Genomic DNA, 26,399 nt, shown 5'->3' with positions numbered 1-26,399 from the left:
ATTTTTTTTAAGTAACTTTCCTATATAATGGCCCTCTTCTTTTCATTCATCTGCCTAATCAGTCCCTGTAATTCTTCTGGAGTACTGATATCCGGTGCAAAACTGAGCATCTGTCGGAGGGGCATATAGCGAAACATCGCATCATCCATCTGCTGTGAAATTGCCGACTTTGCAGCTTCTCCATCAGAATTTCCTATACCATTGCCTTTTTGATATTTATCCAGCAACGGCTGTATGATTTCCGCCACATCGGGATCCGCCAGGATATCCCCTACTGTACTGTTAAGATGATATACAACCGGCACCTCAACCGTGGCTTCCACCTTCACACACACCGTTTCACGCAGATCCCTTGATGAAGCCCCGGCATGGATGAGATAGCTTCCCGATTCTGCATACCAGTCCTTTAACCCTGTGTGATAATATGCAAACGCCCGTTTTCCAAGTATAAAGCTGACCGTTTTTGTCTCACCGGGCCTTAATTCAACCTTCGCAAATTCACGAAGCTCTCTTACAGGGCGGATTACCGCACTGTTTACCGCTTCTACATAAATCTCCACCACCTCTTTCCCCGTCACCTTACCGGTATTGGTAACATCCAGGGAAACCGTCACCGTATCCACGTCTTTCATCGTCTGCCTGTCGGCTTTCATGTTGCTGTATTCAAACGTAGTATAGCTTAAGCCATAACCAAAGGGGAACAGAACTTCCATCTTCTTTTTGTCATAATACCGATAACCAACAAATACGCCTTCCCGGTATTCTGTTACATCTTTCTCCCCTCCGTAATAGAGATAAGACGGATTATCCTCAAGCTTTACCGGAAATGTTTCCGCAAGCTTTCCGCTTGGATTTACAAGACCGTAGAGAATATCCACAATGGCACCGCCCACCGCCTGGCCTCCCAGATAAGCTTCCAGTACACCTTTTACCTTACCGATCCACGGCATTTCAACGGGAGAACCATTATGAAGCACCACGACTGTATTGGGCTGTACCGCTGCTACTGCTTCAATCAGGGCATTCTGGCAATCCGGCATGGCCATATGGGACCGGTCATAGCCTTCTGATTCAAAAGCATCCGGAAGACCTGCAAAAATAACAGCCGTTTTTGCTCGTTTTGCCGCTTCCACCGCTTCTTTCATCATAGAATCATTCACCTGATCCATATTGATTTCATAACCCTGTGCATAGATCACATTCCTGTACTTTGCCGCTTCTACCGCGGATTCCACCTTTGTGGAGTTGATATGGGAGCTACCTCCTCCCTGATATCTTGGATGCGCCGCAAAATAACCGATGAATGCCACTTCATCCGAATCAGCAAGGGGAAGAATCCCTTCATTTTTTAACAGGACCGCACATTCTCCCTCCATTTTCCTTGCAAGCTCATGGTGTGCATCTTTATCCCAGACCGTTTCCGGCCGCCTGTTCTTCTTATAACGTTCTATGATTGTCAGGATTCTTGTAACTGCTTTGTCCAGAACCTGTTCTTTCAGCCTTCCTTCTTTCACCGCTTCTATAAGATATGTATCATTGATTCCTCCGGAAGAAGGCATTTCAAGATCAAGGCCGGCCTTCACACCTTCCACACGATTGTTGACTGCCCCCCAGTCACTCATGACATAACCGTCAAATCCCCACTCATCCCTTAGTATTTCCGTAAGATAATGATAGTTTTCTGAAGCATATTCTCCGTTTATTTTGTTATAGGAGCACATAACGGTCCATGGCTTTGCATGTTTGACCGCACCTTCAAAAGCTGCCAGATAAATCTCCCGCAGAGTCCTCTCATCAATGACAGAATCCGATGTCATACGCCTGTGTTCCTGATTATTTGCCAGAAAATGCTTAAGGCTGGTCCCTACCTGTCTGCTCTGCACGCCATTTATATGGCTGGCTGCCATTTCGGAAGCAAGGTACGGATCTTCCGAAAAATATTCAAAATTCCTGCCGCATAAAGGAGAACGCTTGATATTGACTGCCGGTCCCAGGATCACACTGATATCCTCCGCCTGGCACTCATCGCCAAGTGCCTCTCCTAGGGCCGTCAGCAGCTCCCTGTCAAAGGAGGATGCAGTTGCACATGCAGTCGGAAAGCAGACTGCCTTGATGCTTTCATTGACTCCCAGATGATCACTTTTCTCATCCTGTTTTCTGAGTCCGTGAGGGCCGTCGCTTACCATAGATGCCGGTATTCCAAGCCTTTCCACTGCTTTTGTATGCCAAAAATCCGCCCCGGAACAAAGACCGGCTTTTTCTTCCAGCGTCATTTCTTTCACAATTTTTTCAATATTCATATTTTTATCTCCTTCCTATCCCGTTTACTTTACCTGGCATTAACGGATATTATAAACGCTCCTTACCTTAAGTCCTTGGGGTCTGCCCCTTAAAATCCCGACTCTCTTCTCTCCCGGATTCATGTCAAAGAAATTATCGGTAAGGATCAGATCATCATTTTCGTTTCGGATTTCAACAGACCGCGCATAAGCCTTTGCCGTTACAATGATTGCATCATCTTCTGCCCTTACCGTTAACTGAGGATCCATAAAATGGTAGTGCTTGGGCGGACAGAACAGGACGGTCCCCTGGGATACGGTCTCTCCCTGCCGGTTCATGCTGTAGCTTACATAATCCTCATAAAGCTCTGCTTCCGGCAATTCAACCTTATCGAACCATACGGAAGAAAGCCCTGGTATCTTCCGTACCTCCTCCCTGCTTTTCATGATTTCCCCTGTATTTTTTCTCAATTCCCACACAACTGTCACCGTTTCATCCGCAAGACTCTCATTTGCAGCCGAAAGGCGAATGGACTTTCTCACTTCATAAGGCTGGGCATTGGGGTTGGGATCCTGTGTCAGAATTCCTTCTTCCTCACAGGATATCATCAGGGGTGCAAAAAACCGTTTTTCATAATAATGCAAAGCCTTCCACCTTCCGTAATAATCAATGGAAGACCAGGAGGCTACCGGCCAGCAGTCATTGAGCTGCCAGACGATGGCTCCCATGCATCTGCCCCTGTTCCGCCTGAAATGCTCTACGCCATACCGGACTGCCTCAGCCTGCAATAGCTGGGATGCGTAAAGCAGCGTATCAAAGTCATTGGGATAGAGAAAGGTCTGTTCCATATAAGCCATAATTTTCCCATTGGCCGCAGAATTGCGCTGATGCTTCTCCATAACATAAGAAAAAATATTCCTGTCTTCACTTTCGGTAAAAGTCTCTATTGTTTTAAGAGAAGGAAATGACTGGAAACCGAATTCAGACACATACCTGAAATAAAACTTACGGTACTCCGTAATCGGCTTATTTCCATGCCAGACATCCCAGTAATGCACATCTCCCCGGTTCTCATCATTGGGACTGTCAAAGCTTCCTCCGGAAGAAGGGCTCGCCGGCCAGTAAAAGGTCCGGGGATCCTCTTCCTTCAGAATTTTCGGAATGATGTATTCATACATCTTAATATAATCGGCTTTCTGCTTCGGAGTACAGCTCCAACCGCCCTGACCGACGAACATCTCCATTTCATTATTGCCGCACCAGAGTCCAAGGGACGCATGGTACCGGATTCTTCGGATATTATCGATAAATTCCTGACGGATATTTTCCTCAAAGTCTTCCGTCAGATCATAGAGCGCGCAGGCAAACATGAAATCCTGCCACACCACAAGCCCCAGTTCATCACAGGCGTCCCAGAATGGGTCATATGGATAATGGCCGCCGCCCCATACACGAATAACGTTGTAATTTGCCGCTTTGCACTGTTTCAGCAGTTCCATGGTTCTCTCCGGATCACACCGGCTCAATATGTTATCCTCCGGAATATAATCGGCACCCATGGCAAACATCCTCACGCCATTTACTTCATGGGCAAAGGTTTCTCCGAATTCATCCTTCTCCCTGCGTACCGTAAGTATCCGAAGGCCGATCCGCTTATCCCAATCATCGATTACTTCGCCATCCTTTAAAAGCTCTACCCGTACTCTGTATAAATCCTGTTTTCCATATCCGTTGGGCCACCAGAGTCTGGGATGCTCAATGAGAATTCTTTGCGGTGCGTTATCAAACGTTCTGACCGACTGCCGGCCTTTTTCTGCCGGTTCTGTAACCGTCACCCGGTAGGAATAACCATCTTTTTTTAATTCCCGGTTATCTTTCCTGAATCTGAGGATGCTGTCATCCCGGTTTCGTTTCACAGAAGCATGAAAATTTAAATATACCCCTTCCCGTTCATGGTCCTGTGTCACATAAACACTGTCAAGCCGTGCATTGGTTACGCCTTCCAGAATGATTTTCCTCCAGATTCCTGCATCGGGAAGCCGGGGGCCCCAGTCCCAGCCAAACATACAATGGGCCTTTCTTAGCTTCGGAAAGCCCCGCATGGCATCCTCCGAACCGCCGATCGGTTCCTTCCGGTACTCCTCTTCTATGTATTTTACAGGAGAATGAAACAATATCCGAAGTTCATTGTTTTCACTTTCCAATAGATCTGTCACTTCAAACTCCCATTCCCGATGCATATTATCCGCATGACCCAGCCTTACTCCATTGAGAGAAAGCTCTGCCAGAGTATCAAGTCCCTCAAAATGCAGATATATCCTCTCCTGTTTCATCATGGCATCTTCTGCATCAAATATCCCCACATATTCGAAATCTTCCTTCATCACCTCCAATGCTTTCTCTTCATTATCCCTCCAATACGGATCCTCTATCACTCCGTTCTTTAAAAGATCCGTGTAAACACTGCCCGGTACTGCTGCCGGATACCACTCTTCCTTTGAGGCGATCCGCATTTTAAACACCTTGTCAATAACCGTTCTTATCATCCTTTACTCCTCCTTCCTCCCTGCTTTCAGACAGTTGATAAATCCCACTCTTCATGAATCTTCGGTACATCGCTTATCAGCCTTTTGGTATATGCTGCCTGCGGATTTAAAATAACAGACTCAGAAGCTCCTGATTCAACAAATTTTCCATGCTCCATAATATAGATGGAATCGGAAATATAAAAAGCCAGCCCGATATCATGAGTAATAAAGATAATCGTCATATGGATCTCTTCCCTCAATTTCAGAAGCATCTCAAGGATCGTGGCTCTTGAACAGGCATCGATCATGGAGGTGGGCTCGTCGGCCAGCAATATTTTAGGCTTCAGAAGAAAAATCCTGGCAATCATCAGCCTTTGCATCTGGCCTCCGGATAATTCAAAGGGGTACTTATTGGTCAGTTCTGCAAATTTTAGATTTACAAAGCTGCATGCCTCTGTCATCATTTCAACCTTCTTATCATAAAGAAGCTTCCCTCCCCCTCTTATTTTAATGCAGTCAAGAAGCACTTCATCAATTTTATGAAAGACATTAAAGGAAGAAAACGGATCCTGAAAAATGGCCTGGATCCCCTTCCAATATTCTTTTTTCTTTTTATAACCGGAGATATCCCGAACCTTCCCCTGATAGAGGATTTCTCCTTCCGTCACGCTTAACAGACCCAGCAGCATCTTTGACAGTGTGGTCTTACCCGAACCGCTCTCTCCTACTATGGATATGATCTCTCCTTCATGAAATTCAAAATCTACGTGATCGACCGCTACGGTCTTTTCATCTCCGTAGCCAAAAACTTTTGTGATTCCTTTTCCACTGAGACAGATTTTATCACTCACGGCTGTAAACCTCCCTTAATTCATTTTCGTCCAGATAACAGCGGAACATCCGGCCGTTATCCAAATGGGTCTCTGCGATTCCATGCAGCATACATGCTGGTTTCGCATATTTACAGCGGTCAGCGAACCGGCAGCCTTTCGGAGGTTTTTTAAGATTCGGCGGAGTTCCCGGGATCGCAGTCAGTTTCACATCCCTTGTCCCCGGCTCCGGAACCAGGATGGAGCCCATCAGGCCTTTGGAATAAGGGTGAATGGGGTCAAATACCATTTCCCTGGCAGCTGCCCGCTCAACGATCTGACCGGCATACATGACCATGATTTCATCGGTAACATTATAAAGAAGAGGAAGCTCATGGGTGATAAAGATCATGGATTTTATAAAGCCTTTTTCCATCAGATCACGGAGCATTTTGATCACCATCTTCTGAGAGGTTACATCAAGGGCTGAGGATGGTTCATCGGCTATCAGCACCTTCGGCGACAGGATCGTGGATATGGCGATTACCGTTCTTTGTTTCATGCCTCCGGAAAGCTCCACCGCATGCTTTTTTAAGACACGCTCAGGCAGGCCCAGGATTTCAAACCTTTCTTTCGCAAGGTCATAAATTTCTTTTTTATCCGCCTTCGGATCATGGGCATGGATGACATCCTCAATAAAGCGGATGATCTTCTGGGTCGGATTCAACGCATTCATGGCTGCCTGGGGGATATAGGCGATCTCATTTCCAAGAATTTTTTTCCGGATATCATCCGGTTTCATTCCTGAGATATTTACGCCATCCACCTTGATCGTACCGCTCTGATAATGAAGGGGCGCAAAATAATATCCCATCAGGCTCAGTGCCAGTGTGGATTTTCCGCAGCCCGACTCTCCTGCGATACCAAGAGATTTTCCTTCTTCTATTTTAAGTGATACGCCATCTACCGCATAGACATCCTCCCCGAATCTGGTAATATATTTGGTTTTTAAATGGTCGACATCAAGCATTACTTTTCCCATATTCTCTTCTCCTTTTACTCTCTCAGCTGCGGATTAAATACCTGATCCAGACCTGTATTCATCAGATTCAATGAGAATGAAATGAACGCAATGGATAGAATGACAGGAAAATATGCCCACCAGTTCCCATTCAAATGGGCGCTGTAAGACATTGCCCAGTTCATCATAAGTCCAAGTGTGGAAACGGTTGTTGTAGCAGGGCCGAGTCCGATCATGGAAAGCTGTGCTTCCGCAAGGATTCCGGAAGAAATCTGCAAAATCAGAGCCATGACAACATAAGAAGCAATATACGGAAGAATATCTGTGAGAATAATCCGGAAAAGACTATGCCCCGACAGCTTTGACAAGTTGACATGGTCCCTGTTTCTGAGGGAAATCACCTGGGACCGGACGGATCTTGTGGTCCACGTCCAGGAGGTCAGGCCGATGATAACCGCGACCATCATGACACCTCTGGCATTTTTGCCAATACTGTATGAGATGAGTATCAGCAGAATAAAACTGGGAATCACGGTAAATAAATTGGTTATGAACATGATAAAGTCATCTATTAACCCCCCCAGATATCCTGCAAGCAGACCAAGGGACAATCCGATCAGGGTCGCGGTCAGTCCTGCAATTAAACCAATTTTTAAAGATGTTTTAATTGCAGCGATAAGCTCTGTTAAGACATCACGTCCAAAGTTATCCGTTCCCAGGATAAAAAGCCGTTTGCTGCCCACATCTTTTACATTCACATAGGATGTGGGCGGGATACTTTTTTTAACCGACAGCTCTCCTGTCTTCCCGTCTTTTTCAGCAAGCAGTACATCATCATCCTCAAGCAATCCCTCGATTTTTTTATCAATGCGGCTGTAATATTTCTTTTTCGCGGCAATCAATCCTTTCTGCTCATTCGAAGGATCATAATGGGATTTCCACAGGGAAACAAGCTTTCCGGCATCTGTTACATCGATTTCATCTGCAGATACGCTGCCGAACTGTTCCAGCCAATCAGCCATTGCCCCGCGTTCTTCTATATCAAGATTTTTTTCCAGCCTGTCGGAAGAAGCATCAATATTCAAAGTGTATGCATCTGTATTGACCGCATCCGCAACCCCAATATATGTTCCGGGTTTAAAAAAATTCCCCTGGCCTATCATTTGCAAAGGATCATCTGTCACAATGAGCGGATAAACAATCGTCATCAGTAATAATACCATAAATATCACAAAACCGATCACAAATTTGGGGGAACGAAATATCTGTTTTATCTGGTTTTTCATCGCATTTCCTCCCTAATCCTGCTGTGCCGCTTTTATCCGGGGATCAATTATTCCGTAGATCATTTCCACAAACAGATTTGCCAGCAGGACCATGACCGTAATGATCAGGGTACATGCGGAAATCAACGGATAATCCCTTCCTTTGACAGCAGAAAGCAGCGTGGTCCCAAGACCCGGATAGCTGAAAATGATCTCCGCAACAAGGGCTCCGCCGATCATGGTACCGATGGACATTGCCAGGCCCGTGATCTGGGGAAGCATTGCATTCCGGAAAACATAGCCAACGATGGTTCTGTCTTTAATGCCTAAAAAACGGCTGTACTTTACATAGTCAGCGTTTAATTCATAGATGGACATGGAGCGCATCCCGATTGCCTGCCCTCCGACCGTAATCAGTACGATGGACCAGAACGGCAGCTGGTAATGGGCAATCACAGATTTAAAAAATGTCAGGCTTGCATTGGGAATCAGATCGAATCCGTAGCCTCCGCTTGACGGTGCCCATCCAAGCTTCAGGGAAAAAACAAACAGCAGGATCGTAGCCATACCAAAGGCCGGCACATTGCTGATAAACAGGAACACAGGCAGAATTCCTTTATCAAATACTCCCTTCATGTAAGCGGCAACCGCACCGAGGAGATTTCCTAAGAACCACCCGAGAATAATTGCCGGGAGCTGAAGACATACGGTCCACCATACCGATGAGGCGATAATATCCGCCACCGTTCTCGGGTACTGGCTGAAGGAAACGCCAAAATCTCCCCTGAAAGCATTTTTTACGAAAACAAGAAATTGTGTTATCATTGGCTGATTCACGCCGAATTTTTCCGCATAATCTTCATACACGGCCTGGATCGCCGTAGAATCCGTCATGCCGTCTACCGCTCTTGCCGCAATTGCAGAAACAGGATCTCCGGGCATCAGTCTGGGTAAAACAAAATTAAGCGCGACTGCAATGACAAAGGTAATCAGATACCAGATTATTTTATTTGTATAATATTTTTTATATCCCTTCAAAGGCTCACCTCTTCTAGTTTACATTCTCCAGATTATACAATGCTGCGATGCCATATCCATCCGTGCAGTCCGTAGGCGGTATGTTATCCCCATCATCAAGCTGCGGAAAACCGGTCCATACACTCTCGTTAACAGCATGGAACAGCATTGGCCTGTACATCAGTGAAAACGAAGGAACTTCATCTAAGTAAATCTTACTCAATTCCGTATAGTATTCGATCAATGTGTCCTTATTGGTCTCAAGAGGGATCTTTTCAAGAATGCTGTTTGCTTCCTCATTGATATAGCCGCCGAAGTTTCCGCTCCAGTTTACATCAAGCTTTGCATAATCCGTTGACAGGAAGGCCATTGCACGCCCCCAGGGATTTGCCACAGAGGATGCCGGCGGACTATACATACAAATGTCAAATTTTCTCGTAGTCATATCATCGTTAAATGTGCTGGTATCCGGGAAATAGGTCTCGATCTCGATTCCGATCTTACTGCCCGCTGCCGCAACGATCTCCAATGCTGCATTCCAGTCGGTCCAGCCATCCGGACATTCCGCCTTAAAAGAAAGTTTCTTCCCGTCAATTTCACGGATTCCGTCTCCGTCCGTATCCACGATCCCTGCTTTATCCAAAAGAGCATTGGCCCCTTCTATATCGTTCCCTGTAAACTGATAATCCTTTAATTCATCCTGACTGACCAGCGCCTGCTCGGCGGGTGTAGGATTCATGATGGAACGCGGCACATCTTTAAAGCTCGGTGACTGGTTGGACATTGCCGAGGCAATGATCTGGTCATAATCCACTGCCATTGCGATGGCTTTTCTGACTTCTTTCCGGTCAAGCCCCGGTACCTCCACATTTAAGAAAGCAGTCGGCATGGTGGCACAGACCCCATAAGGCGCTTCATCAATATAGGTGGAGATGGGAAGTCCGTCTTCTTCCCAAAGCTTCTGCACATTGGTTATGAACTGCTGGGATACATCAACCTCCCCTGCCTTAAAAGCCGTATCTCCGGCAGCATTGTTCTCATAAATCACATGGGTAATGTATTTGGGTGCAGGAAGCCTGCCCCATAAGGCAGTTCCCCAGTAGTTATCATCCCTTACAAAAACAACCTTCTGGTCGTCATCGTAATAGGAAGCATATGGGCCGGAAGAAACAAAATCATCCATTCTGTCCTGCTTGATCTTATCCGCATTGTTGTCATTACGTTGTTCCACCTTCTGAAGATATGCTTTCTGTAACACATAAATCTTCGGTGTATATTCAACTACCTTTAAAGGATTGACCGGTAATCCGTTCCCATCCAGTTTTGCTTTAAAAACAGCCGTATGCTCATCCACAGCTTCTACTGTATCAATGTAATTTGCATAATCACTGCCCTGTGCAGATGCATATTTTTTGTGACATTCAAAGGTGTATGCCACATCTTCTGCGGTAACCGGCGTTCCGTCGCTCCATTTGGCATCCGGATTCATGGTAATGGTCAGCTCTGTCTGATCATCGTTCCATGAATAATCCTTTCCAAGCAGGCCATAAAGCTTCCCATCCAGCATGTTAAACATGAAAAGCGTCTCATAGATGAGCTCCCGGGAGTTATCGTTCTGTGTAACTGCCATTGCATTATTTGAGTTGGAACTCAGGGGATTCCAGTCATTAATTGTCCCCCACTGCTGCCCGCTAAAATAAAGCGTCTCATTTCTCGGAGTGGAACCGGCACCGGATGCCTCCTTTTTTGCTTCTGCGGATGCTGCTTCTGTGGCAGTTTCCGCTGCCGTTTTGTTTTCATTTTTCGTTGTCTCTGTTGATGCCGGCCCAGCTTTCTGGCAGCCGGCAAGCATGGACATTGCCATTGCGCTTACGGTCAGAAGCGCAAACAGCTTGTTGTGTCTCTTTTTCATTTTCCTACCTCCACGAATTCATTCTCCGGACCCTTTCAGGATCTCCGGGTAAGTGCCTGAGTTTTTGGATCATTTGTACATTTTTCATAATATATTAAATATAAAATCCAAAAAAGCAAGCACCTTATACAATTCCATTGTAGATGCTCACTGTTATAATTGAAATGGTCCTATTTTCGTTTTTGGTGTCATTTTTTTAGCGCCGCTTCTGATTCTTGCATTTTTACGGTATTCACTGGGCGTTACGCCGACAACACATTTAAAGGTCTTCATAAAATGCTTCCCGTTATCATAACCTGCCATAAGACTGATCTGCCCAATTTTCTGATCCGTTTCGGATAAAAGCCTTTTTGCCTCCTCCATTCTTATATTTCTTAGATAGTTAACAAAATTCTCTCCCGTATATTCCTTAAACGCAATCGAAAAAACCGTATAGTTCATGGACACGTAATTAGAAACCATAGCCATATTGATATTCCTTGCGAAGTTCTCTTTCATATAGGCAATTGCCTGTTCCACCTTGATGCGGTTTCTGTAATCGTCATTTGCGCTGAGTGCCTTCTGATTGATCACAGAAAAAATCCGCAGGATCTCCTCGCAGTATTCATCGATATTTTCAAAAGAAAGCATATGGGTAAGATTGTCTATGTAAATCCCTTCATCTGTCAGAATTCTTCCGTAAAAATCCTTCATACGGCAGACAATCTGGCGGACCACCTCCTGAAACCGGTTTCCTTCCATGTCTCCCAGCTTGACTCTGCTGACGATTTCATTCAGGAACTGTTCGTTTTCATTGTTTCTCAGCGTTCCGATCCGTTGTACAAAACTTTCCAGCTCATGGAACGAAACCTGATAATCACCGTCCGTCCCCGCCTCTTCTTTCTGCATGCAGAAAGCCCGGACTCTCCGCTGCCTGGCTTCAAGAAATGCTTTTCTCAGATCATGAAGCCCCTGATATGGTTCACTTACGCCCAGGGAATGTCCTTTAAGTGAATTTTTAATGAAACCCTCCGTTTTTTCAGAGGACAGGAGAATCACATGACATCCCTCTATATCCGGAAAAAAGAAAGCCTTATCCTTCGAACACGGATGTACCCCCGGATCATTGGTACAGATCACCTGATACCCATCCTTTTTTAAGCTGATACAAGCCTCTGATTCCTCAATCTCCGGCAGTGTCATGGCATCGGAAGACAGGATTGCTCTTAACTGTCCGTAATAGGCTGCCTTTTTATTTTTCTCTTCAACGTTTTCCTGCTGTATCTCATCCTCCAGCTTTTCCATGATTGCCTTGATTTCTTCGCGTTTGACAGGTTTTAAAAGATATTCTCTTGCCCCGCATCTTAATAAGTCCACTGCAAATGAAAAATCATCATATCCGCTGATCACGACAATTTTGGGTATGTATAAGTACTTCTGCAGCTCCTTCACAAGCGTGATCCCGTCCATTTCAGGCATCCGTATGTCTGTAATCAGGACATCAATGGGATGCTCCCGGATGATTTCCAGTGCTTCCAGGCCATTTTTACATTCAATGATCTGTTCAATGGGAACGCCGCAGCGGCCGACCATTGTACAGATTCCCTTACGAATTATTTTACCGTCTTCCACAACCAGCACGTTTTTCATTTTAACCCTTCTTTCTTTTCAAATATGGAATTTTTACCGTCACCTGTGTATATCTGCCCTCTTTTGATTCAACCGTAATGCCATATTCCGGCCCAAAGCCGATTTGCAGCCTGTCCTGTACATTTTTCAATCCAATTCCATTACCGGAACCGGCTGAATCCTCTGTCTCACCACGGATCCTCTTACGCAGCCGTTCTACTTCTTCTCCGCTCATCCCGCATCCCATATCCGTTATTTTCATATAGCAGTCATTGCCTTCTATTTCCCCATCCATATAAATAGCCGTATCTCCGGTAATCTCCTTCATTCCATGGTTTATGGCATTTTCTATGATCGGCTGCAGCGACATTTTGGGTATCTCCTGCAGCATGATATCCTGCGGCATATGAAGGCTTAAACAGATTTCATAATCAAACCACAGATTTACCAGAGTCAGATAATTTCTTATATGATCGATTTCTTCTTCCACCGTAACGTATTGTGACTTCCACCTCATGCTGTATCGCAAAAGCTTTCCAAATGAAGATACGGTATCTGCAATCTCATATTTCTCATCAATCTCCGCCATCATTTTTACAGACTCAAGTACATTGTAGATAAAGTGGGTATTGATCTGATTTTGAAGCGCCTTGATCTGCGAATCCTTTACGGTCAGTTCACGTCTGATCGTTTCATCCATCAGCTCCTGGATCCGGTCAAGCATCGTATTGATCTCTTTCCCCAGTACCCCGAACTCATCCTGGCTGGTCTTTTTGACCCGTACTTCCATATCCCCCTGCTGGACCCGGTAAACGACCTCGTAAATCTCATAAAACTGTTTCAGTATATGGGCCACCAGCTTATTTGCAAACAGAAGAAGTACAGCAACGATAGCTGCCCATAGCAGCAAAAAACAAATCTTATAAAACTTTAATATCTTTTTATCATTTTTCAGGGAAACGATTCGAAACAAATATCCATTTAAAGATTGGATTCTTTGGCATCCTGTCAGGACCTCTTCCCCGCCAATTTGCATCTTACGGTAAATACCGCCTTCGTTCCGTATTAATTCTGAATCAGCATGATTCCGTATGAAAGCAGAAATTTCCTCTGTATAGGATTTCCATTTTGCCGAAACTTTTTGATCATAGTAAAAGTTCCCGTCCCGGTCAACAAAACATGTCCAGTCCATTTCCGTGGAATGATAGATATCCGGAAATATATCTTCCATTGTTACCGCAGCCTCTATAATTCCATACTGGCCATAACGGTAATCATTCAGCCTTGTTATGACCGAGGCGATTCTTGGCTTCTTATCAGAATCAGCCGCCTGATCCAGCATGTCCTCATAATCAAAACACCATGTACCGGTGGCAGGCACCCCATCCTTTCCCCACTTCAGCTCCTTTATTTTTTCTTTTTTATATAACAGCGGCATCGTTTCCTTTACCGTATCCGAATTCACAAAAATTCTGATTTTGTAGATATATGGATTGCTTCGTACGACCTTCTGGACTCCGCTGATCTCTTTTCCATAGAAATCAAGAATATCCATAAAGCTGAATTCTTTATCGGAATCAATCTGATTCAAAAAATCATTTATGGATTCATTATTAACGATCATCTGAGTAGACAAATTGCAGTTTACTGCAATCTGTTCCGCATTCTGACTGCTTCTTGCAAGTTCATATGTAATCTGAGTCTGGCCGTCATTATACAGGGAAGCTTCCATATTATGAAAAAACAGCAGCAAGAATATTTCTATTGGTATCATTAATACAACAAGGATCAAAATCATGAACTTGCTGGTCAGTTTAATCATTTCAAATTTTTTCCGTATCATATGCCTTGTCCGAAACACCAAATTGAAATCCTCCATAATAAAAATCATTTTCCAATACAACAAAAACTCACTGCTAAAGAATGTGGTTTGATTAACCGTATCTAGTAGTAGTGAGTCTGTTGTTACCCCTTAGCTGATCATGATACCTGTATTCATAACTACTCATAACCGGCTGAACATATTCATTAATTTACAGTATTAGCTCTGATGATTCCAACTCTTCTTATATTTCCCCAAACTGCCCCTAACTATAAACATGCACGTCCGCAGCTCCCGCAAACAGAGATTTTCTCAGCCGCATAACGCCTTACCAGCTCCTTTCCTTTTTTCCCATAAGCTTTCGGGTCAAACACAGATTGATTTTCATATAAAACCACTCTCACCCCCTTACTATAAGCAATCCGCAGATCCGTTGCGTAATTCACTTTACAGATCCCTTCCCGAATGCATGCCCGCACGGTCTCATCCGCTACTCCGGACGTTCCGTGAAGCACCAGCGGTATGGAAACCTTCTTTTTAATTTCTTTTAATATGTCCACCCGGATATTGGGAACTCCTGAGTAAACTCCATGAGCGGTTCCGATTGATACAGCCAGAAAATCAATTCCTGTCCTTTCAACGAAATATGCTGCTTCGTCCGGTGAGGTAAGGCCGCTGTCACCGCCATCCAGATCATCCTCTTTCCCTCCGACACGTCCCAGTTCCGCTTCAACGGGTATCCGGCAGGGATGACATGCTTCCACAACCTTCTTCGATAAGGCTGCATTCTCTTCCAGCGGATAATGAGAACCATCGATCATAATAGACGTATACCCCTCCCGAAGGGCCTGCATTGCCAGTTCAAAGCTGCTGCCATGATCCAGATGAAGAGCCACCGGCACAGATGCCATTTCAGCCGCAGCCTTAACATTGGCATAATACAGGTTCAGTCCTGCATACATGGCTGTGGAAGGTGTTGTCTGCAAAATAACAGGTGACTTCATTTCTTCCGCTGCTTCTATAACTGCCATAACCATTTCCATATTCTCTACATTAAAAGCGCCAACCGCATAATTTCCTTTTTGAGCATCGAGTAACATTTTTTTAGTAGTAACAAAGGGCATTTTCTCTCTCCTATTCTTGTGATAACAATGAAACAACCTCTTTTTTCGACTTACATTGATTCAAACGTTCCATAAATGCCGGTTCCATCAGTCTCTGTGATAAAGCGGACAACAGTCTTAAATGCGCATCATCCTCTCCCTCGCCGGCAGCAATCATAAAAACCGCGAATACCGGTTCTCCATCCATGGAATCATAAGAAATACCTTTCTTTGACAATCCGACTGCAACCCTTGGCATATTTACTGCCGACGTTTTTGCATGGGGGATTGCAATTCCTCCTCCAAATGCAGTCGATGAAACAACTTCTCTTTTCATGATTTCAGCTTTAAATGCCTTTGCGTTATTTAATACCCCATCTGCCTTCAGCATTGCTATCATTTCATCTATTGCATCCTCTTTTTCCGTTTTTTCCAGAGAAAGACACACGGTTTCCTCTTGATACAAAAGCGGAGCGGATTTTTTTTCCTTGTCCGGAACCACCGGAGTGACAAGGATATACAGAATTGCTCCGACCAAAGATCCCAACAGGATACAAACCACCCAGACGACCGGCTTATTTACCAATCCTAAGATCAGAAATCCGCCATGGGGTGCAGGCACCTCAATCTTCATCAGATAAGTGGCAATTGCTGATATGGATGACCCCGCCATCAGAATAGGAATCACCTTTAACGGATTCTTTGCCGCAAAGGGAATCGCCCCTTCCGTGATATGGGTACAGCCCAGAATATAATTGACCAGTGCTGCTGTCCTGTCTTCCTCTGAAAAACGGTTTTTCTTAATCGTAGCCGCTATGGCAAAAACCAGCGGAGGGGTAATACAAGCTGCTGAAACTCCCGCCATAAAATAATAATTTCCCTGTCCAAGAAGAACGGTTCCTGTCACATAAGCTGCTTTATTCACCGGACCTCCCATATCAAATGCGCTCATACAGCCAATGACAATTCCCAAAAGAACAGGACTGGTATCCTGGATCCTTGACAGTCCCTCCATCATCCATTGGTTAAGCGCCGCACATGGCTGGCTGAAAAGCATCATCAGAATGCCGACACCGCCAACCGTTACGATCGGCACAATAAAAATAGATTTTAACCCCTCTAACTGTCTCGGAAGTCCTCTTAATGCTTTCACAACTGCAAGCGAAAGATAACCGGCCAGAAATCCGGAAATGATTCCTCCGAGAAATCCTGCATCCGTACTTCCCGCAATCATACCTCCCACAAAACCTGCGATCATGCCGGGACGTCCGCCGACTGACTGTGCAATGAATGCGCTGAGCACTGTGACCATCAGTCCCATAGAATAACCGCCTACCGATTTTATCAATGCTGCGATCCTGTTGTACTGCTCAGAAGCCGGATCAAAGGAATAGATTCCCCACAAAAATGAAATTGCCGTCAGCACTCCGCCTGCCACAACTAACGGCAGCATATGGGAAACACCATTCATCAAATGTTTATAAATCTGATGTGCCGCATTAAGACTCTGCTCCTGTGTTCCGTCCGTTTTTTTCATGCCCTTGCGGACAGGCGCCTTCCCGTTCATACAGGCTTTCACCAGTTCTTCCGCTTTGCTGACCCCTTCTGCTACCGGCACCTCTAATACCGGTTTTCCGTTGAAGCGTTCTAAATCCACGTTTTTATCACAGGCAACAATAACCGCATCCGCAGAAGCAATATCCGCTGCAGTCAACGGATTTTCAACCCCTATGGCCCCATTGGTCTCTACCTTGATATGACACCCCAGTTTCTTCGCTGCCTCTTTTAAGGCCTTCTCCGCCATAAACGTATGTGCGATCCCCGTCGGACATCCCGTAACCCCAAGTAATTTCATACTCATTCCACCTCTCTCACAATAATTTCTCTTGCGTAATCTTCTACTTTATCCATTAAGCCGAGGCCGTTGCTTTCTGCAACATTTGCGCCGACCGCGGCTGAACGTTTTAACGCCATTTCAATCTTATACGGTCTTTCCAGCCATATGCTCAGGAAGCCTGCAAGCGAAGCATCTCCGGCACAGGCAGAGCTCACCAGCTTTACTTTTTTTGTACCCGCACGGTAGACGGACTTTCCGTTATAAAAATAAGAACCCCGTTCTCCCAGCGTAAGGAGAATATTCTGTGCACCTTTTTCATGGAGGTATTGCAGCACATCCCTGATATCGTTCTCGTCTCTCATAATGATTCCGAAGATATCCTTTATCTCTTCATCATTAGGCTTGATTAAATGCGGCCGGTAATGCATCAGTTCATTCAAATAAGAAGAACTGATATCTAAAATGACGGTGACGTGCCTTTTCCGGCAGATTTCCAATATTTCATCATAAAATTGATTCTCAATTCCTTTTGGAAGGCTGCCGCTGATGATTAAAGTCTCCAGATCAGCAAGTCCTTCGATCAGCTTACACATATCCCTTTGCTTTTCCGGAGATACATAAGACCCCTCATTTACAAACTTATATTCCTGATCTCCATCATTCAAAAAAATGTTGATCCTGGTTGTACCTTCTACCCAGATCGGATATGTCTCAATGAAACGCTTCTCAGTTTCTTCTATTATGTACCGTCCTGAAAAGTCTCCAAAAAAGCCGATAACTGCGGACTGCGTTCGAAACCGTTTTAAACAGTAACTCACATTTAAGCCTTTTCCATTGGGAGTATAAACCGCACCAAACGTACGGTTCACTGCTTTCCCCTGAATCCCATTGGAAAAAATATTCATATCGATCGCAGGATTTGTAGTCAAAGTATATATCATCTCATCACCCCTCACTTTTTTACAGAGCTTCCGCTCAATTCCTATTATAGAGAAGGATCCCATGAAAATCTTTTCAGAATACGAAAATTCCGGCACATATGCGGTCTTTTCATTTTCAAAAACGAAAGAAACGCGCCTGGCTCGTTGCCCGGGCAAATAAAAAAAGACTGGCATCAGCCAATCTTTTTTTAAGCCAAGGCGTTACCGCCCTTTTTCAGTTATTATGGTATTTTATTTTTCCAATTAACGAGGTGATAAACAGGAACATAAATACAACGGTTTCAAGAAAGATATATCTTGTTTTATTTAATAGAATAAATATGACAGCTATAAGAAAACTTATTAATAATGTAAAATCGGTCCTTTTTATAAATGTCCGGTTTTCTTTGTTGTCAACTTTTCTATTTGGATGATTTACAGGACCAATTAATTTTATCATTATGACACATAGAATGTAAACCATGAAAGAAATTAGAGGCGGTATAGTCAGGTATTTCACTGCCAGGAGCGCAGATATAAGTATGGCACATGAAGAGAAAAAGCATCCAAGGTATGTTTCCATGTGTATTCCTCCGCCATAAGATCTCATGGGGATGAAAAAGAGGAAAAATAACATACATTCTAATACCATATCAAGAGAAAAGGCAATCATAATGCTGCATATGGTACTGATAGAAAGTTCTAAAAAACATTGGAATCCATACTGATAGATATCGTAAGCTTCTTCCTGGATCATGCCCTTTTTCAGTATGTAACCGGTTAATTTATCAGACAAATATTTCATAAAATATTCTCCTTAAGCAAGCATATCATTTTCCCCGTTTTCCCCATACATGACCACTGATACCTGAAAAATCCCTTTCCGGTCCGTTACCTCCACCTGTCCGTGATAACAGGCTGCCGCCTGCTCCACTGAAGCCAGCCCCAGGCCATGCCTGCCGGGATCGCTCTTAGTAGTGGCATACCTGCCATCCCGGTCCTTTTTCCTTGCCCCTTTATAAGAATTGCAGACCGTAAGGAAAAGCACTTCCTTTGCATAGGATGCCTCCAGCCGGATATACCCCTTCCCGTCCTTCATATCCCGGCAGGCTTCCAGGGCATTCTCCAAAATGTTTCCGAAGATGATGGCGAGATGTCCGCCATGAAACGGCAGGGATATGGGCAGGAACACATTGGCCTCAAAATCTATCCCTTCCCTGCGGGCCAGTGCGCATTTATGGTTCACAAGGGAATCCACCACGATGTTACCGCTGCGTGATACTTCCTCAGGCCTGCCTGCTATCCCGTCATCCAGAAGCTCCTGAAGGTAGCACGTGGCTTCCTCCGCGCCGCCGGCCTGTACCATACCGAGGAGCCCTGTTAAGTGGTTCTTCATGTCATGCCGCATCCGGCGCAGCTCAAGGTAAAGGCTTTCACGTTCCTCCGCCTGCCGGCTGCACAGCTCCAGCTGCTGTTCATACAGACGGTTCTGTTCCCGGATCTCCGCAACACGGGCCATCCAGTCGTAGACCTCGAAGATCACATAGTTCACCAGGAGAAGCAGGATGCTGGCAGATACGGCGAACAGGGCGTATTCCCGGTGCTGGTACGAAATCAGGAAGATATGGTGCATCAGATAGATGCTGCCGGCCGGAATCACCAGGATTGTCAGGAAATACCTGACGGGTATGTCCCGGCGCAGCTTTCCCTGCAGATACCGGCTGATGACAACGGCAAGGATGAGCATACACATCTTTGAAATGATGCTTCCTGCCGCCTGCAGTTCATTTCCGCTCAATCCCAGCAGCTCCATGATAATTATAACAATAATTTCCACGAGCATCCATACCGTACAGACCAAAAAAGAAAATACACACCGCTGCTTTAAGCTCCCATAATGGGAAAGGGTACTTACCAGGAGCACGAGCAGGATATTTCCTGCAAGCAGAACCTGAGAAGGCATCGGCGTTTCAAGACCGGAGAACAACTGGAATATATAATAGACTCCCCAGCCGATGCATCCGGGAAAGATTTTCCATGACGGTCCCCAAAAAGCTTTCATGCACTTATACAGGATGAGCAGATGAAGGCAGGACAAGAGCATATCCATCAATTCAAAAATATATCCTGTCAATCCACCACCGCCTTCCATCCCTCAAATGCGGCGTCATCATCACGCAATGCTATTCTGTACATCTTTCCCATCTTCCTTCATCCTGCTGTTTTTCTGCGTTTCATTGCTTTCTCTTTGTGCCTGCTCCAGACGCTCCAGAATGATCCGGAAGGTCCTTTTGTTTATGTCGGACAGGTTCTGGTACCGAAGCACGATGTCATAGCACTGGTCCAGCTCCCGGCTCATGCGGATCTGTCCGTTGAGATCCCGCTTTACTTCGGAAATCCCGAGAATGTAATCGGTGGTAACATTAAAGAATCCTGCCATCTCTATGAGAAGGTTGGACGATATGTCATAGGCTCCATTCTCCAGACGGCTGACCGTCTGCTGGGTTGTGTTGAGTATTACGGAAAAAGCCTCTTGGGATAAGTTATGGTTCTTACGCAGTTCGCGGATACGGTTTTCTGCCATGTTGTAATCATTCCTTTCTAGTATTATTTTATCTGATTTAAAACCGCCGCTCCTGATTTCATTATTACAAGCAAATCTGGGTCTGTTTTACAGCAAAAATATTGAGGTCTGAACAAATTATGTCAACAGAACTAGTTTGTAGAATTCAGTCCCAAAAGGAGCACCTGCTATTCAATGGTAACTTGATGATTTTTTTAACTGGCCGCATAGGCAGTTCTCCTCATTGAGCGTTCAGTAACAGCGCCAGAGCAACGATGCCAAGCATCATCAGTACCCACAAAATGCTGATGATCATAGCAGTAATATTTACGGCACTCCGGCTTTCACTGTTCCGCACACAGACAATAGAGAGGCATAGCCCGGAAAGTACAAATACAATGTTTGCTAAGGACCAGATACTGCGCACCCCATCTGGCAGAGTGATCCCTAAAAAAACCGGGATTAAGGTTGTAAGCGGTAAAACGCTTATGATCAATGCAGCTGCACTTAATTTTTGAAGTTTTTTATTTTCCATCATAATTACCTCATTTCTTTCTTTCCAAATTGGGTGACAGCCAGTGCCAGTGCCAGCACAAAGACCAGTACCGCACAGGGCAGGAACGGGAACAGTGTAAGCGCAGATCCGGAAGCTGCTATAGTAAAATCATGCAGCGAGCAGGAAACCAGATAGCCGCTGTAACAATACGGATAGAGGATCCAAACCGGTGTATTGGCAGCCAGAACCCCCGGAATGACAAGGAGTAAGTTTAAGCCTACAGAAAGCAGCGGCTTTTCAAACAGAACTATAATCATCCACATTGCCGCCACACTGGGGAGCATGGTAAGGAACAGACCCACGCACCATTTAAACAGGTAAAGCACCGGCAGCGTTTCTGTTATTCCCATTGTACCTGTGGCAATCAAACCTGCAACAACAAATACTGCGAGGAATACAACCATTTCCATGAAAAGATAAAACATGAGTATACAGAATTTTGCCAGTGAGAGCTTATACCGGCTGACCGGCAGAGCCAGCATTTTCAGTATACCGTTGTTCTGTGTTTCCCGGCCTGCAATCATCACGCAAACCACGATCATGGAGAATGGCAGCAGGTAATAAGCATAGACCAGCGCACTTTGAATGAACATAGCAGGCCAGGCATTGGTATATTCCGGGGTGAAATATGTGCTCAAATTGGCGACCCCTGATGCCACCACCAACAATGGAGCAATAAAGATCAGCGGAACAATCTTGGAGCGTTTCACTTTTATAAACTCAATTTTGAGTAATTCAAAAAAATTCATTATAATACCTCCTTACTCATAGCGAAGGTTCTTAGCCATCCATAATCCCGCACCAAGGAAAAGAACCGTTTCGGCCACAGAACTGATTGCTACGGTCATATCGGGCTGTGCGCTCATGGCGACCGCCGGCTTTAGCATCACCACAAAGGGATGTACTAACAGCAGTCCGGCATTTGATGTTGCCAAAGCCATACCGCTTAAAAATCCGGCTACCCCGATGCCAAGGGGGACCCACATATTTTCAAAGCGGGAGGAAACAAGCAGCATAAAGGACAACATCGGCATGGAGGTCAGAAACGAATATCCGGCAAAAGCAGCCAGCGTTCCAAACCGAAACGAGCCCTGCGGCAGGTCTGTCATACCGATTTGTACGAATGCCAGATTCTGCAGAACAACGGCCGCAAAGAACATCACAGTTAAAATCAGAAATTTGCAGAAATACATAGCCGGAACGCTCATAGGAAGCATATAAATTTTCTTGACGGCATTGCCCTTAAACTCCATGTTATAGATCATACAGGCAGCGACCACAATGCCAAACATATTTAGTACCATGATCATGCCGTAGAGCTGTGTCAGCAGAACATCCATCGGAGCCAGCGGCATGGACAGCAGCGTATCTTTCCGTACAAGGAAATTGACAAAGGCATAGGCAGCTCCCAAAGCTCCAACTGCCAGCAATACGGGGATAACGCCGGTTCGCTTTTCTTTCCGAAGTTCAATCATGAGCGCTTTCATAGCTTCGCCCTCTGCTTTCTGTCCGCATTATCCTTTTCTATCATCGAAAGGAACATATCCTCTAAATTGTCCGCAGCGAATCCGGCCTGTAATGCGCTCTGACGCAGTTCATCCATAGTGCCTTCAAACAGCAGGCGCCCGTGGTTAAGGATGCCGATATCGTCTGCCATCAGTTCAATTTCCGACAGCATATGGGATGAAATCAATATTGTGCAGTCATAGAGACCGGGCAGTGATTTCACCAGATTTCGGATTTCATGGATGCCGGAGGGGTCAAGGCCGTTGGTCGGTTCGTCCAGAATGAGGATGGGAGGTCTGCCTAACAGCGCTCCTGCAAGTCCCAGACGCTGTTTCATGCCCAGTGAATACTTCTTTGCCAGCCGGCCGCCAAATTCCGTAAGGCCGACCATCTCCAGTGCATCTTCCACCGTTTCTTCCGGCAAGCCTAAAATCCTGCGAATGATGTCAAGGTTCTCCCGTCCTGTCAGGTTTGCATAGAACGAAGGAGACTCTATGAAAGAGCCGATCTCCTTTAAGATTGCCAGCCGGTCCTGGGGAAAGTGTTTCCCGTCAATGGTAAAGCTGCCTTTTGTGGGGGCGGTCAGCCCCAACAGCATTTTCATGGTGGTGGACTTTCCGGCTCCATTCGGGCCGAGAAAACCGTAAATGCTGCCTTTCCGAATGTGAAGAGATACATCGCTGACAGAAGTGAAGTCTTTATATTTTTTCGTCAACTGTTCTGTTGTGATAATAGTATCCATTGAAACATCTCCTTTCGATGCTTCTATGTTACAGCACCAACCTGACATCTACATTCCCGCCTCCTTACTTTTACCTTACTTTTTTTCAAGACTGCACGCAAAACTGACGTACTATGTTATAATGTCCTCGTTGGAGGTATGGCTATGGACAATTCATTTTTAAACAGGAAAAAGCTTCTGCTTGTTGATGACGAGCCGGACTTACTTAAAATGGTAACTGCCATTCTAAAGGATGATGGCTTTGAAAATATCATTACCGCTGCCTCCGTCAGGGAAGGCATTGCAGCTGCCGAAAAGGAACAACCTGATCTGGCAGTTCTGGATGTCATGCTGCCGGATGGGGACGGATTTTCCTTAATGCAGCAGATCCGTTTATTTACCGATGTGCCGGTCATTTTCCTGACGGCAAAGGATGAGGCGGCGGATAAGCTGGCCGGGCTGGGCCTCGGTGCGGACGATTATATCGCAAAGCCTTTTCTCCCGCAGGAATTGCTGTTGCGTATTTATGCGGTTTTGCGCCGGTGTTATAAAGAAGACGCAGTGCTTATAAAGCTGGACGGATGCACGGTTGACTTCAGCCGGGCTGAGGTCCAAAAGGCCGGTGAGATTATCCCATTGACCGCAAAGGAGCATACCTTATTGGAAACCCTCGCAAGAAACGAGGGGAAGATCGTCACGGTAGACGCACTGTGCGAAGCACTTTGGGGCGAAAATCCTTTTGGCTATGAAAACAGCCTGAATGCCCATGTGCGGCGTATCCGGGAAAAAATTGAAGCGGACCCGTCAAAGCCGGTTTCTCTTATCACAATAAAAGGACTGGGTTATAAGCTGAATACAAGGAAGTGATGCCATGAAATCATTTGCAAAATATATTTCAAAATGCCTGATCTCTTTTGCAGCCGTTATTCTGGCGCTGCTTTTTATCAATGTAATTACCTTTGGGTTGACATTTGGCACTGCATTGACAAAAGATTACGGGGAAACTTCCCCGCAGAATTTATTAAAAGAAACCGCTGAGGCCTGCACAGAAGATGGAATATCCGAAGAAGCTGCTCAAAAGCTGAAGCGAAATCATATATGGGCTATGTTCTTAAATCAGGAGGGCAGATGTGTATGGTCTGCCGATGTACCGGAGGTAATTCCGGATTCCTATACCATTCAGGATGTGGCCGTATTTTCCAAGGGCTATCTTGCCGATTATCCCGTTTTCATTTGGAACACCGAAGACGGCATGCTGGTATTGGGTTATCCAAAAGACAGCTACACAAAACTTACCGGTAATTATTTTTCGATACAGGCAATGCAGCTTCTGCCGCTTTATGTGACGGGTATGCTGGTAATAGACTGTCTGATTTTATTTGCTGCCTACTATCTGTCCAACCGGAAGATCATGAAGAACACGGAGCCAATCATTTCTTCCATCAAAACGCTTTCTGACGGCAAGCCGGTTTCCCTCTCCATCAGCGGGGAACTGTCTGAGGTAGCGGACAGCGTGAACAAAGCCTCCCGGATACTCAGCAGGCAGAACGAGGCGCGTGCCAACTGGATCAGCGGCGTTTCCCATGACATCCGAACGCCGCTTTCCATGATAATGGGATATGCGGACCGCATTATGTGTGATGAAGCTTCAAGCAATTCGGTCAAAGAACAGGCTGAAATCGTGAGGAGGCAAAGCGCCAAAATCAAAGATCTGGTCCAGGACTTAAATTTAGTGTCCAGGCTGGAATATGACATGCAGCCAATCAATAAAACCCGGGTGCGTCTTCGTTCCTTGATACGCTCATATGTGGCAGAACTGCTGAATGGAGGTATATCAGACGCCTATTCCATAGAACTTTTAATAGCGCCTGCTGCCGAATCAGTCATATTCGAATGTGACGCCCGGCTGATTACACGGGCAATCGCTAATTTAGTACAGAACAGTATTCGTCATAACCCGAAAGGGTGTGATATGAAGCTGCTTCTGGATGATGCGGTAACCTCTTTTTCCATCACTGTTGCAGATAACGGTGTAGGGCTTTCGGCTGAAAAGTTACGGGAGTTGGAAGAAAAACCGCACTACATGGAAAGTACGGATGAACGCTTAGACTTGCGCCATGGCTTGGGGCTTATACTTGTCCGGCAGATCGTGGAGACTCACGACGGTACAATGCAAATAGAAAGCAAAGCGCAACAAGGATATAAGACCGTTTTGACATTTCCAAAAACAGTCACTTAATTGGATGACAGTTGCGGATATAACAATATAAGCGGCAATGGAAAAGGGATAGCTGACAAAAAGTGTGCAGCCAAAAATGAATGAAAAGCTTATTTCTCACTCATTTTTGGCTGCATACTTTTTTATTAACAGCTTCATTCCGGAATGACCGTGATTTTCCTGATTTTTAATAGGGAAAACTTACATGGTAACGGGGGAAAAGTTACAAGCTCCAATTATGCTTTAAAATAAGTGCTATTATGTAACTATAGTCCTATTTGAGTAGAGGAGAAGGAGGAAATTTCATGAGAAACGATATTCTTGAACTGACAAATCCGATGGAAGAAAAAGAATTGGAGCAGATTTTGGGCGGCGGCAATGGTGTAATCAAAACGATCAGCCATGAATGCGCAATGAATACATGGCAGTTTATTTTTACATGCTGCTCATAATTAAAGGAGGAAAAACCATGAGAAATGATATCCTTGAACTGACAAATCCGATGGAAGAAAAAGAGCTGGAGCAGATTTTGGGCGGCGGTAATGGTGTAATCAAAACGATCAGCCATGAATGTGCAATGAATACATGGCAGTTTATTTTTACATGTTGCTCATAATACAATAAAACTTTATTAATGTTCTCAAATAGGATTTATTAACAGGCCGCTTAGATTACATATTTTTCTAAGCGGCCTATGTGATAAATATAGTGTC

The 26,399-nt window shown here is 45.1% G+C and carries 23 protein-coding genes; 4 read left to right on the top strand and 19 right to left on the bottom strand.

The window, feature by feature from the left end:
* Positions 1-20: 20 nt before the first annotated feature.
* From BQ9856_RS23185 to BQ9856_RS23095, 19 genes are all read right to left on the bottom strand, one after another.
* A complete protein-coding gene (locus BQ9856_RS23185) occupies positions 21-2,300 on the bottom strand; it encodes a glycoside hydrolase family 3 C-terminal domain-containing protein (protein WP_077613092.1) in 2,280 nt (759 codons plus the stop codon).
* Between the two features lie 39 nt (positions 2,301-2,339).
* Positions 2,340-4,826, bottom strand: a complete 2,487-nt coding sequence (locus BQ9856_RS23180) for a beta-mannosidase (protein ID WP_077613091.1) — start codon at positions 4,824-4,826, stop codon at positions 2,340-2,342.
* Between the two features lie 26 nt (positions 4,827-4,852).
* Positions 4,853-5,659, bottom strand: a complete 807-nt coding sequence (locus BQ9856_RS23175; protein ID WP_077613090.1) for an ABC transporter ATP-binding protein — start codon at positions 5,657-5,659, stop codon at positions 4,853-4,855.
* Positions 5,652-6,659 (bottom strand): ABC transporter ATP-binding protein, encoded by a 1,008-nt coding sequence (locus BQ9856_RS23170; RefSeq protein WP_077613089.1) that lies wholly within the window; start codon positions 6,657-6,659, stop codon positions 5,652-5,654. The genes BQ9856_RS23175 and BQ9856_RS23170 overlap by 8 nt, the downstream gene beginning before the upstream one ends.
* A gap of 14 nt (positions 6,660-6,673) precedes the next feature.
* On the bottom strand, positions 6,674-7,924 hold the full coding sequence (locus BQ9856_RS23165) for an ABC transporter permease (protein WP_077613088.1): 1,251 nt from the start codon (positions 7,922-7,924) through the stop codon (positions 6,674-6,676).
* A gap of 12 nt (positions 7,925-7,936) precedes the next feature.
* A complete protein-coding gene (locus BQ9856_RS23160; RefSeq protein WP_077613087.1) occupies positions 7,937-8,941 on the bottom strand; it encodes an ABC transporter permease in 1,005 nt (334 codons plus the stop codon).
* A 13-nt stretch (positions 8,942-8,954) separates the two neighbouring features.
* Positions 8,955-10,832, bottom strand: a complete 1,878-nt coding sequence (locus BQ9856_RS23155; protein WP_077613086.1) for an ABC transporter substrate-binding protein — start codon at positions 10,830-10,832, stop codon at positions 8,955-8,957.
* A gap of 153 nt (positions 10,833-10,985) precedes the next feature.
* Positions 10,986-12,461, bottom strand: a complete 1,476-nt coding sequence (locus BQ9856_RS23150; RefSeq protein WP_077613085.1) for a response regulator transcription factor — start codon at positions 12,459-12,461, stop codon at positions 10,986-10,988.
* A 1-nt stretch (position 12,462) separates the two neighbouring features.
* Positions 12,463-14,283, bottom strand: a complete 1,821-nt coding sequence (locus BQ9856_RS23145) for a sensor histidine kinase (protein ID WP_159442075.1) — start codon at positions 14,281-14,283, stop codon at positions 12,463-12,465.
* Between the two features lie 248 nt (positions 14,284-14,531).
* Positions 14,532-15,386 (bottom strand): class II fructose-bisphosphate aldolase, encoded by an 855-nt coding sequence (locus BQ9856_RS23140; protein WP_077613083.1) that lies wholly within the window; start codon positions 15,384-15,386, stop codon positions 14,532-14,534.
* Between the two features lie 10 nt (positions 15,387-15,396).
* Positions 15,397-17,220, bottom strand: a complete 1,824-nt coding sequence (locus BQ9856_RS23135; RefSeq protein ID WP_235839289.1) for a fructose-specific PTS transporter subunit EIIC — start codon at positions 17,218-17,220, stop codon at positions 15,397-15,399.
* A gap of 2 nt (positions 17,221-17,222) precedes the next feature.
* On the bottom strand, positions 17,223-18,143 hold the full coding sequence (locus BQ9856_RS23130) for a 1-phosphofructokinase family hexose kinase (protein WP_077613512.1): 921 nt from the start codon (positions 18,141-18,143) through the stop codon (positions 17,223-17,225).
* A 214-nt stretch (positions 18,144-18,357) separates the two neighbouring features.
* Complete coding sequence (locus tag BQ9856_RS23125; RefSeq protein WP_077613081.1) at positions 18,358-18,927, bottom strand: accessory gene regulator ArgB-like protein; 570 nt, start codon at positions 18,925-18,927, stop codon at positions 18,358-18,360.
* A 12-nt stretch (positions 18,928-18,939) separates the two neighbouring features.
* The gene (locus BQ9856_RS23120) at positions 18,940-20,256 is read right to left on the bottom strand and encodes a sensor histidine kinase (RefSeq protein ID WP_077613080.1); all 1,317 of its coding nucleotides are present in this window, start codon (positions 20,254-20,256) and stop codon (positions 18,940-18,942) included.
* Between the two features lie 39 nt (positions 20,257-20,295).
* Positions 20,296-20,706 carry a helix-turn-helix transcriptional regulator gene (locus BQ9856_RS23115; protein WP_077613079.1) on the bottom strand — a complete coding sequence of 137 codons (411 nt, stop codon included), beginning with the start codon at positions 20,704-20,706 and terminating at the stop codon, positions 20,296-20,298.
* A 220-nt stretch (positions 20,707-20,926) separates the two neighbouring features.
* Positions 20,927-21,223 (bottom strand): hypothetical protein, encoded by a 297-nt coding sequence (locus BQ9856_RS23110; RefSeq protein WP_328587262.1) that lies wholly within the window; start codon positions 21,221-21,223, stop codon positions 20,927-20,929.
* A gap of 2 nt (positions 21,224-21,225) precedes the next feature.
* Positions 21,226-21,990, bottom strand: a complete 765-nt coding sequence (locus BQ9856_RS23105) for an ABC transporter permease (protein ID WP_077613078.1) — start codon at positions 21,988-21,990, stop codon at positions 21,226-21,228.
* Between the two features lie 12 nt (positions 21,991-22,002).
* Positions 22,003-22,728, bottom strand: a complete 726-nt coding sequence (locus tag BQ9856_RS23100; protein ID WP_077613077.1) for an ABC transporter permease — start codon at positions 22,726-22,728, stop codon at positions 22,003-22,005.
* The gene (locus BQ9856_RS23095) at positions 22,725-23,489 is read right to left on the bottom strand and encodes an ABC transporter ATP-binding protein (protein WP_077613076.1); all 765 of its coding nucleotides are present in this window, start codon (positions 23,487-23,489) and stop codon (positions 22,725-22,727) included. The genes BQ9856_RS23100 and BQ9856_RS23095 overlap by 4 nt, the downstream gene beginning before the upstream one ends.
* Positions 23,490-23,633: 144 nt before the next feature.
* Between BQ9856_RS23095 and BQ9856_RS23090 the strand changes: the two genes are divergently transcribed.
* The 4 genes from BQ9856_RS23090 to BQ9856_RS23075 all read left to right on the top strand — a co-directional run bounded on the left by BQ9856_RS23090 (position 23,634) and on the right by BQ9856_RS23075 (position 26,302).
* Positions 23,634-24,335, top strand: coding sequence for a response regulator transcription factor (locus BQ9856_RS23090; RefSeq protein ID WP_077613075.1), 702 nt, complete (start codon positions 23,634-23,636; stop codon positions 24,333-24,335).
* A 4-nt stretch (positions 24,336-24,339) separates the two neighbouring features.
* A complete protein-coding gene (locus tag BQ9856_RS23085) occupies positions 24,340-25,707 on the top strand; it encodes a sensor histidine kinase (RefSeq protein ID WP_077613074.1) in 1,368 nt (455 codons plus the stop codon).
* Positions 25,708-25,991: 284 nt separating this feature from the next.
* Entirely contained in the window at positions 25,992-26,138 is a 147-nt protein-coding gene (locus BQ9856_RS23080; protein ID WP_077613073.1) for a lacticin 481 family lantibiotic, read from the top strand.
* 17 nt (positions 26,139-26,155) lie between these two features.
* Entirely contained in the window at positions 26,156-26,302 is a 147-nt protein-coding gene (locus BQ9856_RS23075) for a lacticin 481 family lantibiotic (protein ID WP_077613073.1), read from the top strand.
* Positions 26,303-26,399: the final 97 nt, after the last annotated feature.

It is taken from the genome of Clostridium sp. Marseille-P2415 (genome assembly GCF_900155545.1).
Classification (GTDB): domain Bacteria; phylum Bacillota; class Clostridia; order Lachnospirales; family Lachnospiraceae; genus Lacrimispora.
Note: the sequence above shows the minus strand (reverse complement) of the source record. Positions and strands in the feature narration are given on the sequence as shown.

What these genes read in the sequence shown, in the direction of transcription:
- BQ9856_RS23100 (WP_077613077.1), bottom strand. Translation starts at nt 22,728, where the DNA reads ATGAAAGCGCTCATGATTGAACTTCGGAAAGAAAAGCGAACCGGCGTT.
- BQ9856_RS23110 (WP_328587262.1), bottom strand. Translation starts at nt 21,223, where the DNA reads ATGATGGAAAATAAAAAACTTCAAAAATTAAGTGCAGCTGCATTGATC.
- BQ9856_RS23090 (WP_077613075.1), top strand. Translation starts at nt 23,634, where the DNA reads ATGGACAATTCATTTTTAAACAGGAAAAAGCTTCTGCTTGTTGATGAC.
- BQ9856_RS23075 (WP_077613073.1), top strand. Translation starts at nt 26,156, where the DNA reads ATGAGAAATGATATCCTTGAACTGACAAATCCGATGGAAGAAAAAGAG.
- BQ9856_RS23095 (WP_077613076.1), bottom strand. Translation starts at nt 23,489, where the DNA reads ATGGATACTATTATCACAACAGAACAGTTGACGAAAAAATATAAAGAC.
- BQ9856_RS23165 (WP_077613088.1), bottom strand. Translation starts at nt 7,924, where the DNA reads ATGAAAAACCAGATAAAACAGATATTTCGTTCCCCCAAATTTGTGATC.
- BQ9856_RS23145 (WP_159442075.1), bottom strand. Translation starts at nt 14,283, where the DNA reads ATGATACGGAAAAAATTTGAAATGATTAAACTGACCAGCAAGTTCATG.
- BQ9856_RS23170 (WP_077613089.1), bottom strand. Translation starts at nt 6,659, where the DNA reads ATGGGAAAAGTAATGCTTGATGTCGACCATTTAAAAACCAAATATATT.
- BQ9856_RS23155 (WP_077613086.1), bottom strand. Translation starts at nt 10,832, where the DNA reads ATGAAAAAGAGACACAACAAGCTGTTTGCGCTTCTGACCGTAAGCGCA.
- BQ9856_RS23130 (WP_077613512.1), bottom strand. Translation starts at nt 18,143, where the DNA reads ATGATATATACTTTGACTACAAATCCTGCGATCGATATGAATATTTTT.
- BQ9856_RS23125 (WP_077613081.1), bottom strand. Translation starts at nt 18,927, where the DNA reads ATGAAATATTTGTCTGATAAATTAACCGGTTACATACTGAAAAAGGGC.
- BQ9856_RS23180 (WP_077613091.1), bottom strand. Translation starts at nt 4,826, where the DNA reads ATGATAAGAACGGTTATTGACAAGGTGTTTAAAATGCGGATCGCCTCA.
- BQ9856_RS23150 (WP_077613085.1), bottom strand. Translation starts at nt 12,461, where the DNA reads ATGAAAAACGTGCTGGTTGTGGAAGACGGTAAAATAATTCGTAAGGGA.
- BQ9856_RS23135 (WP_235839289.1), bottom strand. Translation starts at nt 17,220, where the DNA reads ATGAAATTACTTGGGGTTACGGGATGTCCGACGGGGATCGCACATACG.
- BQ9856_RS23140 (WP_077613083.1), bottom strand. Translation starts at nt 15,386, where the DNA reads ATGCCCTTTGTTACTACTAAAAAAATGTTACTCGATGCTCAAAAAGGA.
- BQ9856_RS23085 (WP_077613074.1), top strand. Translation starts at nt 24,340, where the DNA reads ATGAAATCATTTGCAAAATATATTTCAAAATGCCTGATCTCTTTTGCA.
- BQ9856_RS23185 (WP_077613092.1), bottom strand. Translation starts at nt 2,300, where the DNA reads ATGAATATTGAAAAAATTGTGAAAGAAATGACGCTGGAAGAAAAAGCC.
- BQ9856_RS23105 (WP_077613078.1), bottom strand. Translation starts at nt 21,990, where the DNA reads ATGAATTTTTTTGAATTACTCAAAATTGAGTTTATAAAAGTGAAACGC.
- BQ9856_RS23080 (WP_077613073.1), top strand. Translation starts at nt 25,992, where the DNA reads ATGAGAAACGATATTCTTGAACTGACAAATCCGATGGAAGAAAAAGAA.
- BQ9856_RS23115 (WP_077613079.1), bottom strand. Translation starts at nt 20,706, where the DNA reads ATGGCAGAAAACCGTATCCGCGAACTGCGTAAGAACCATAACTTATCC.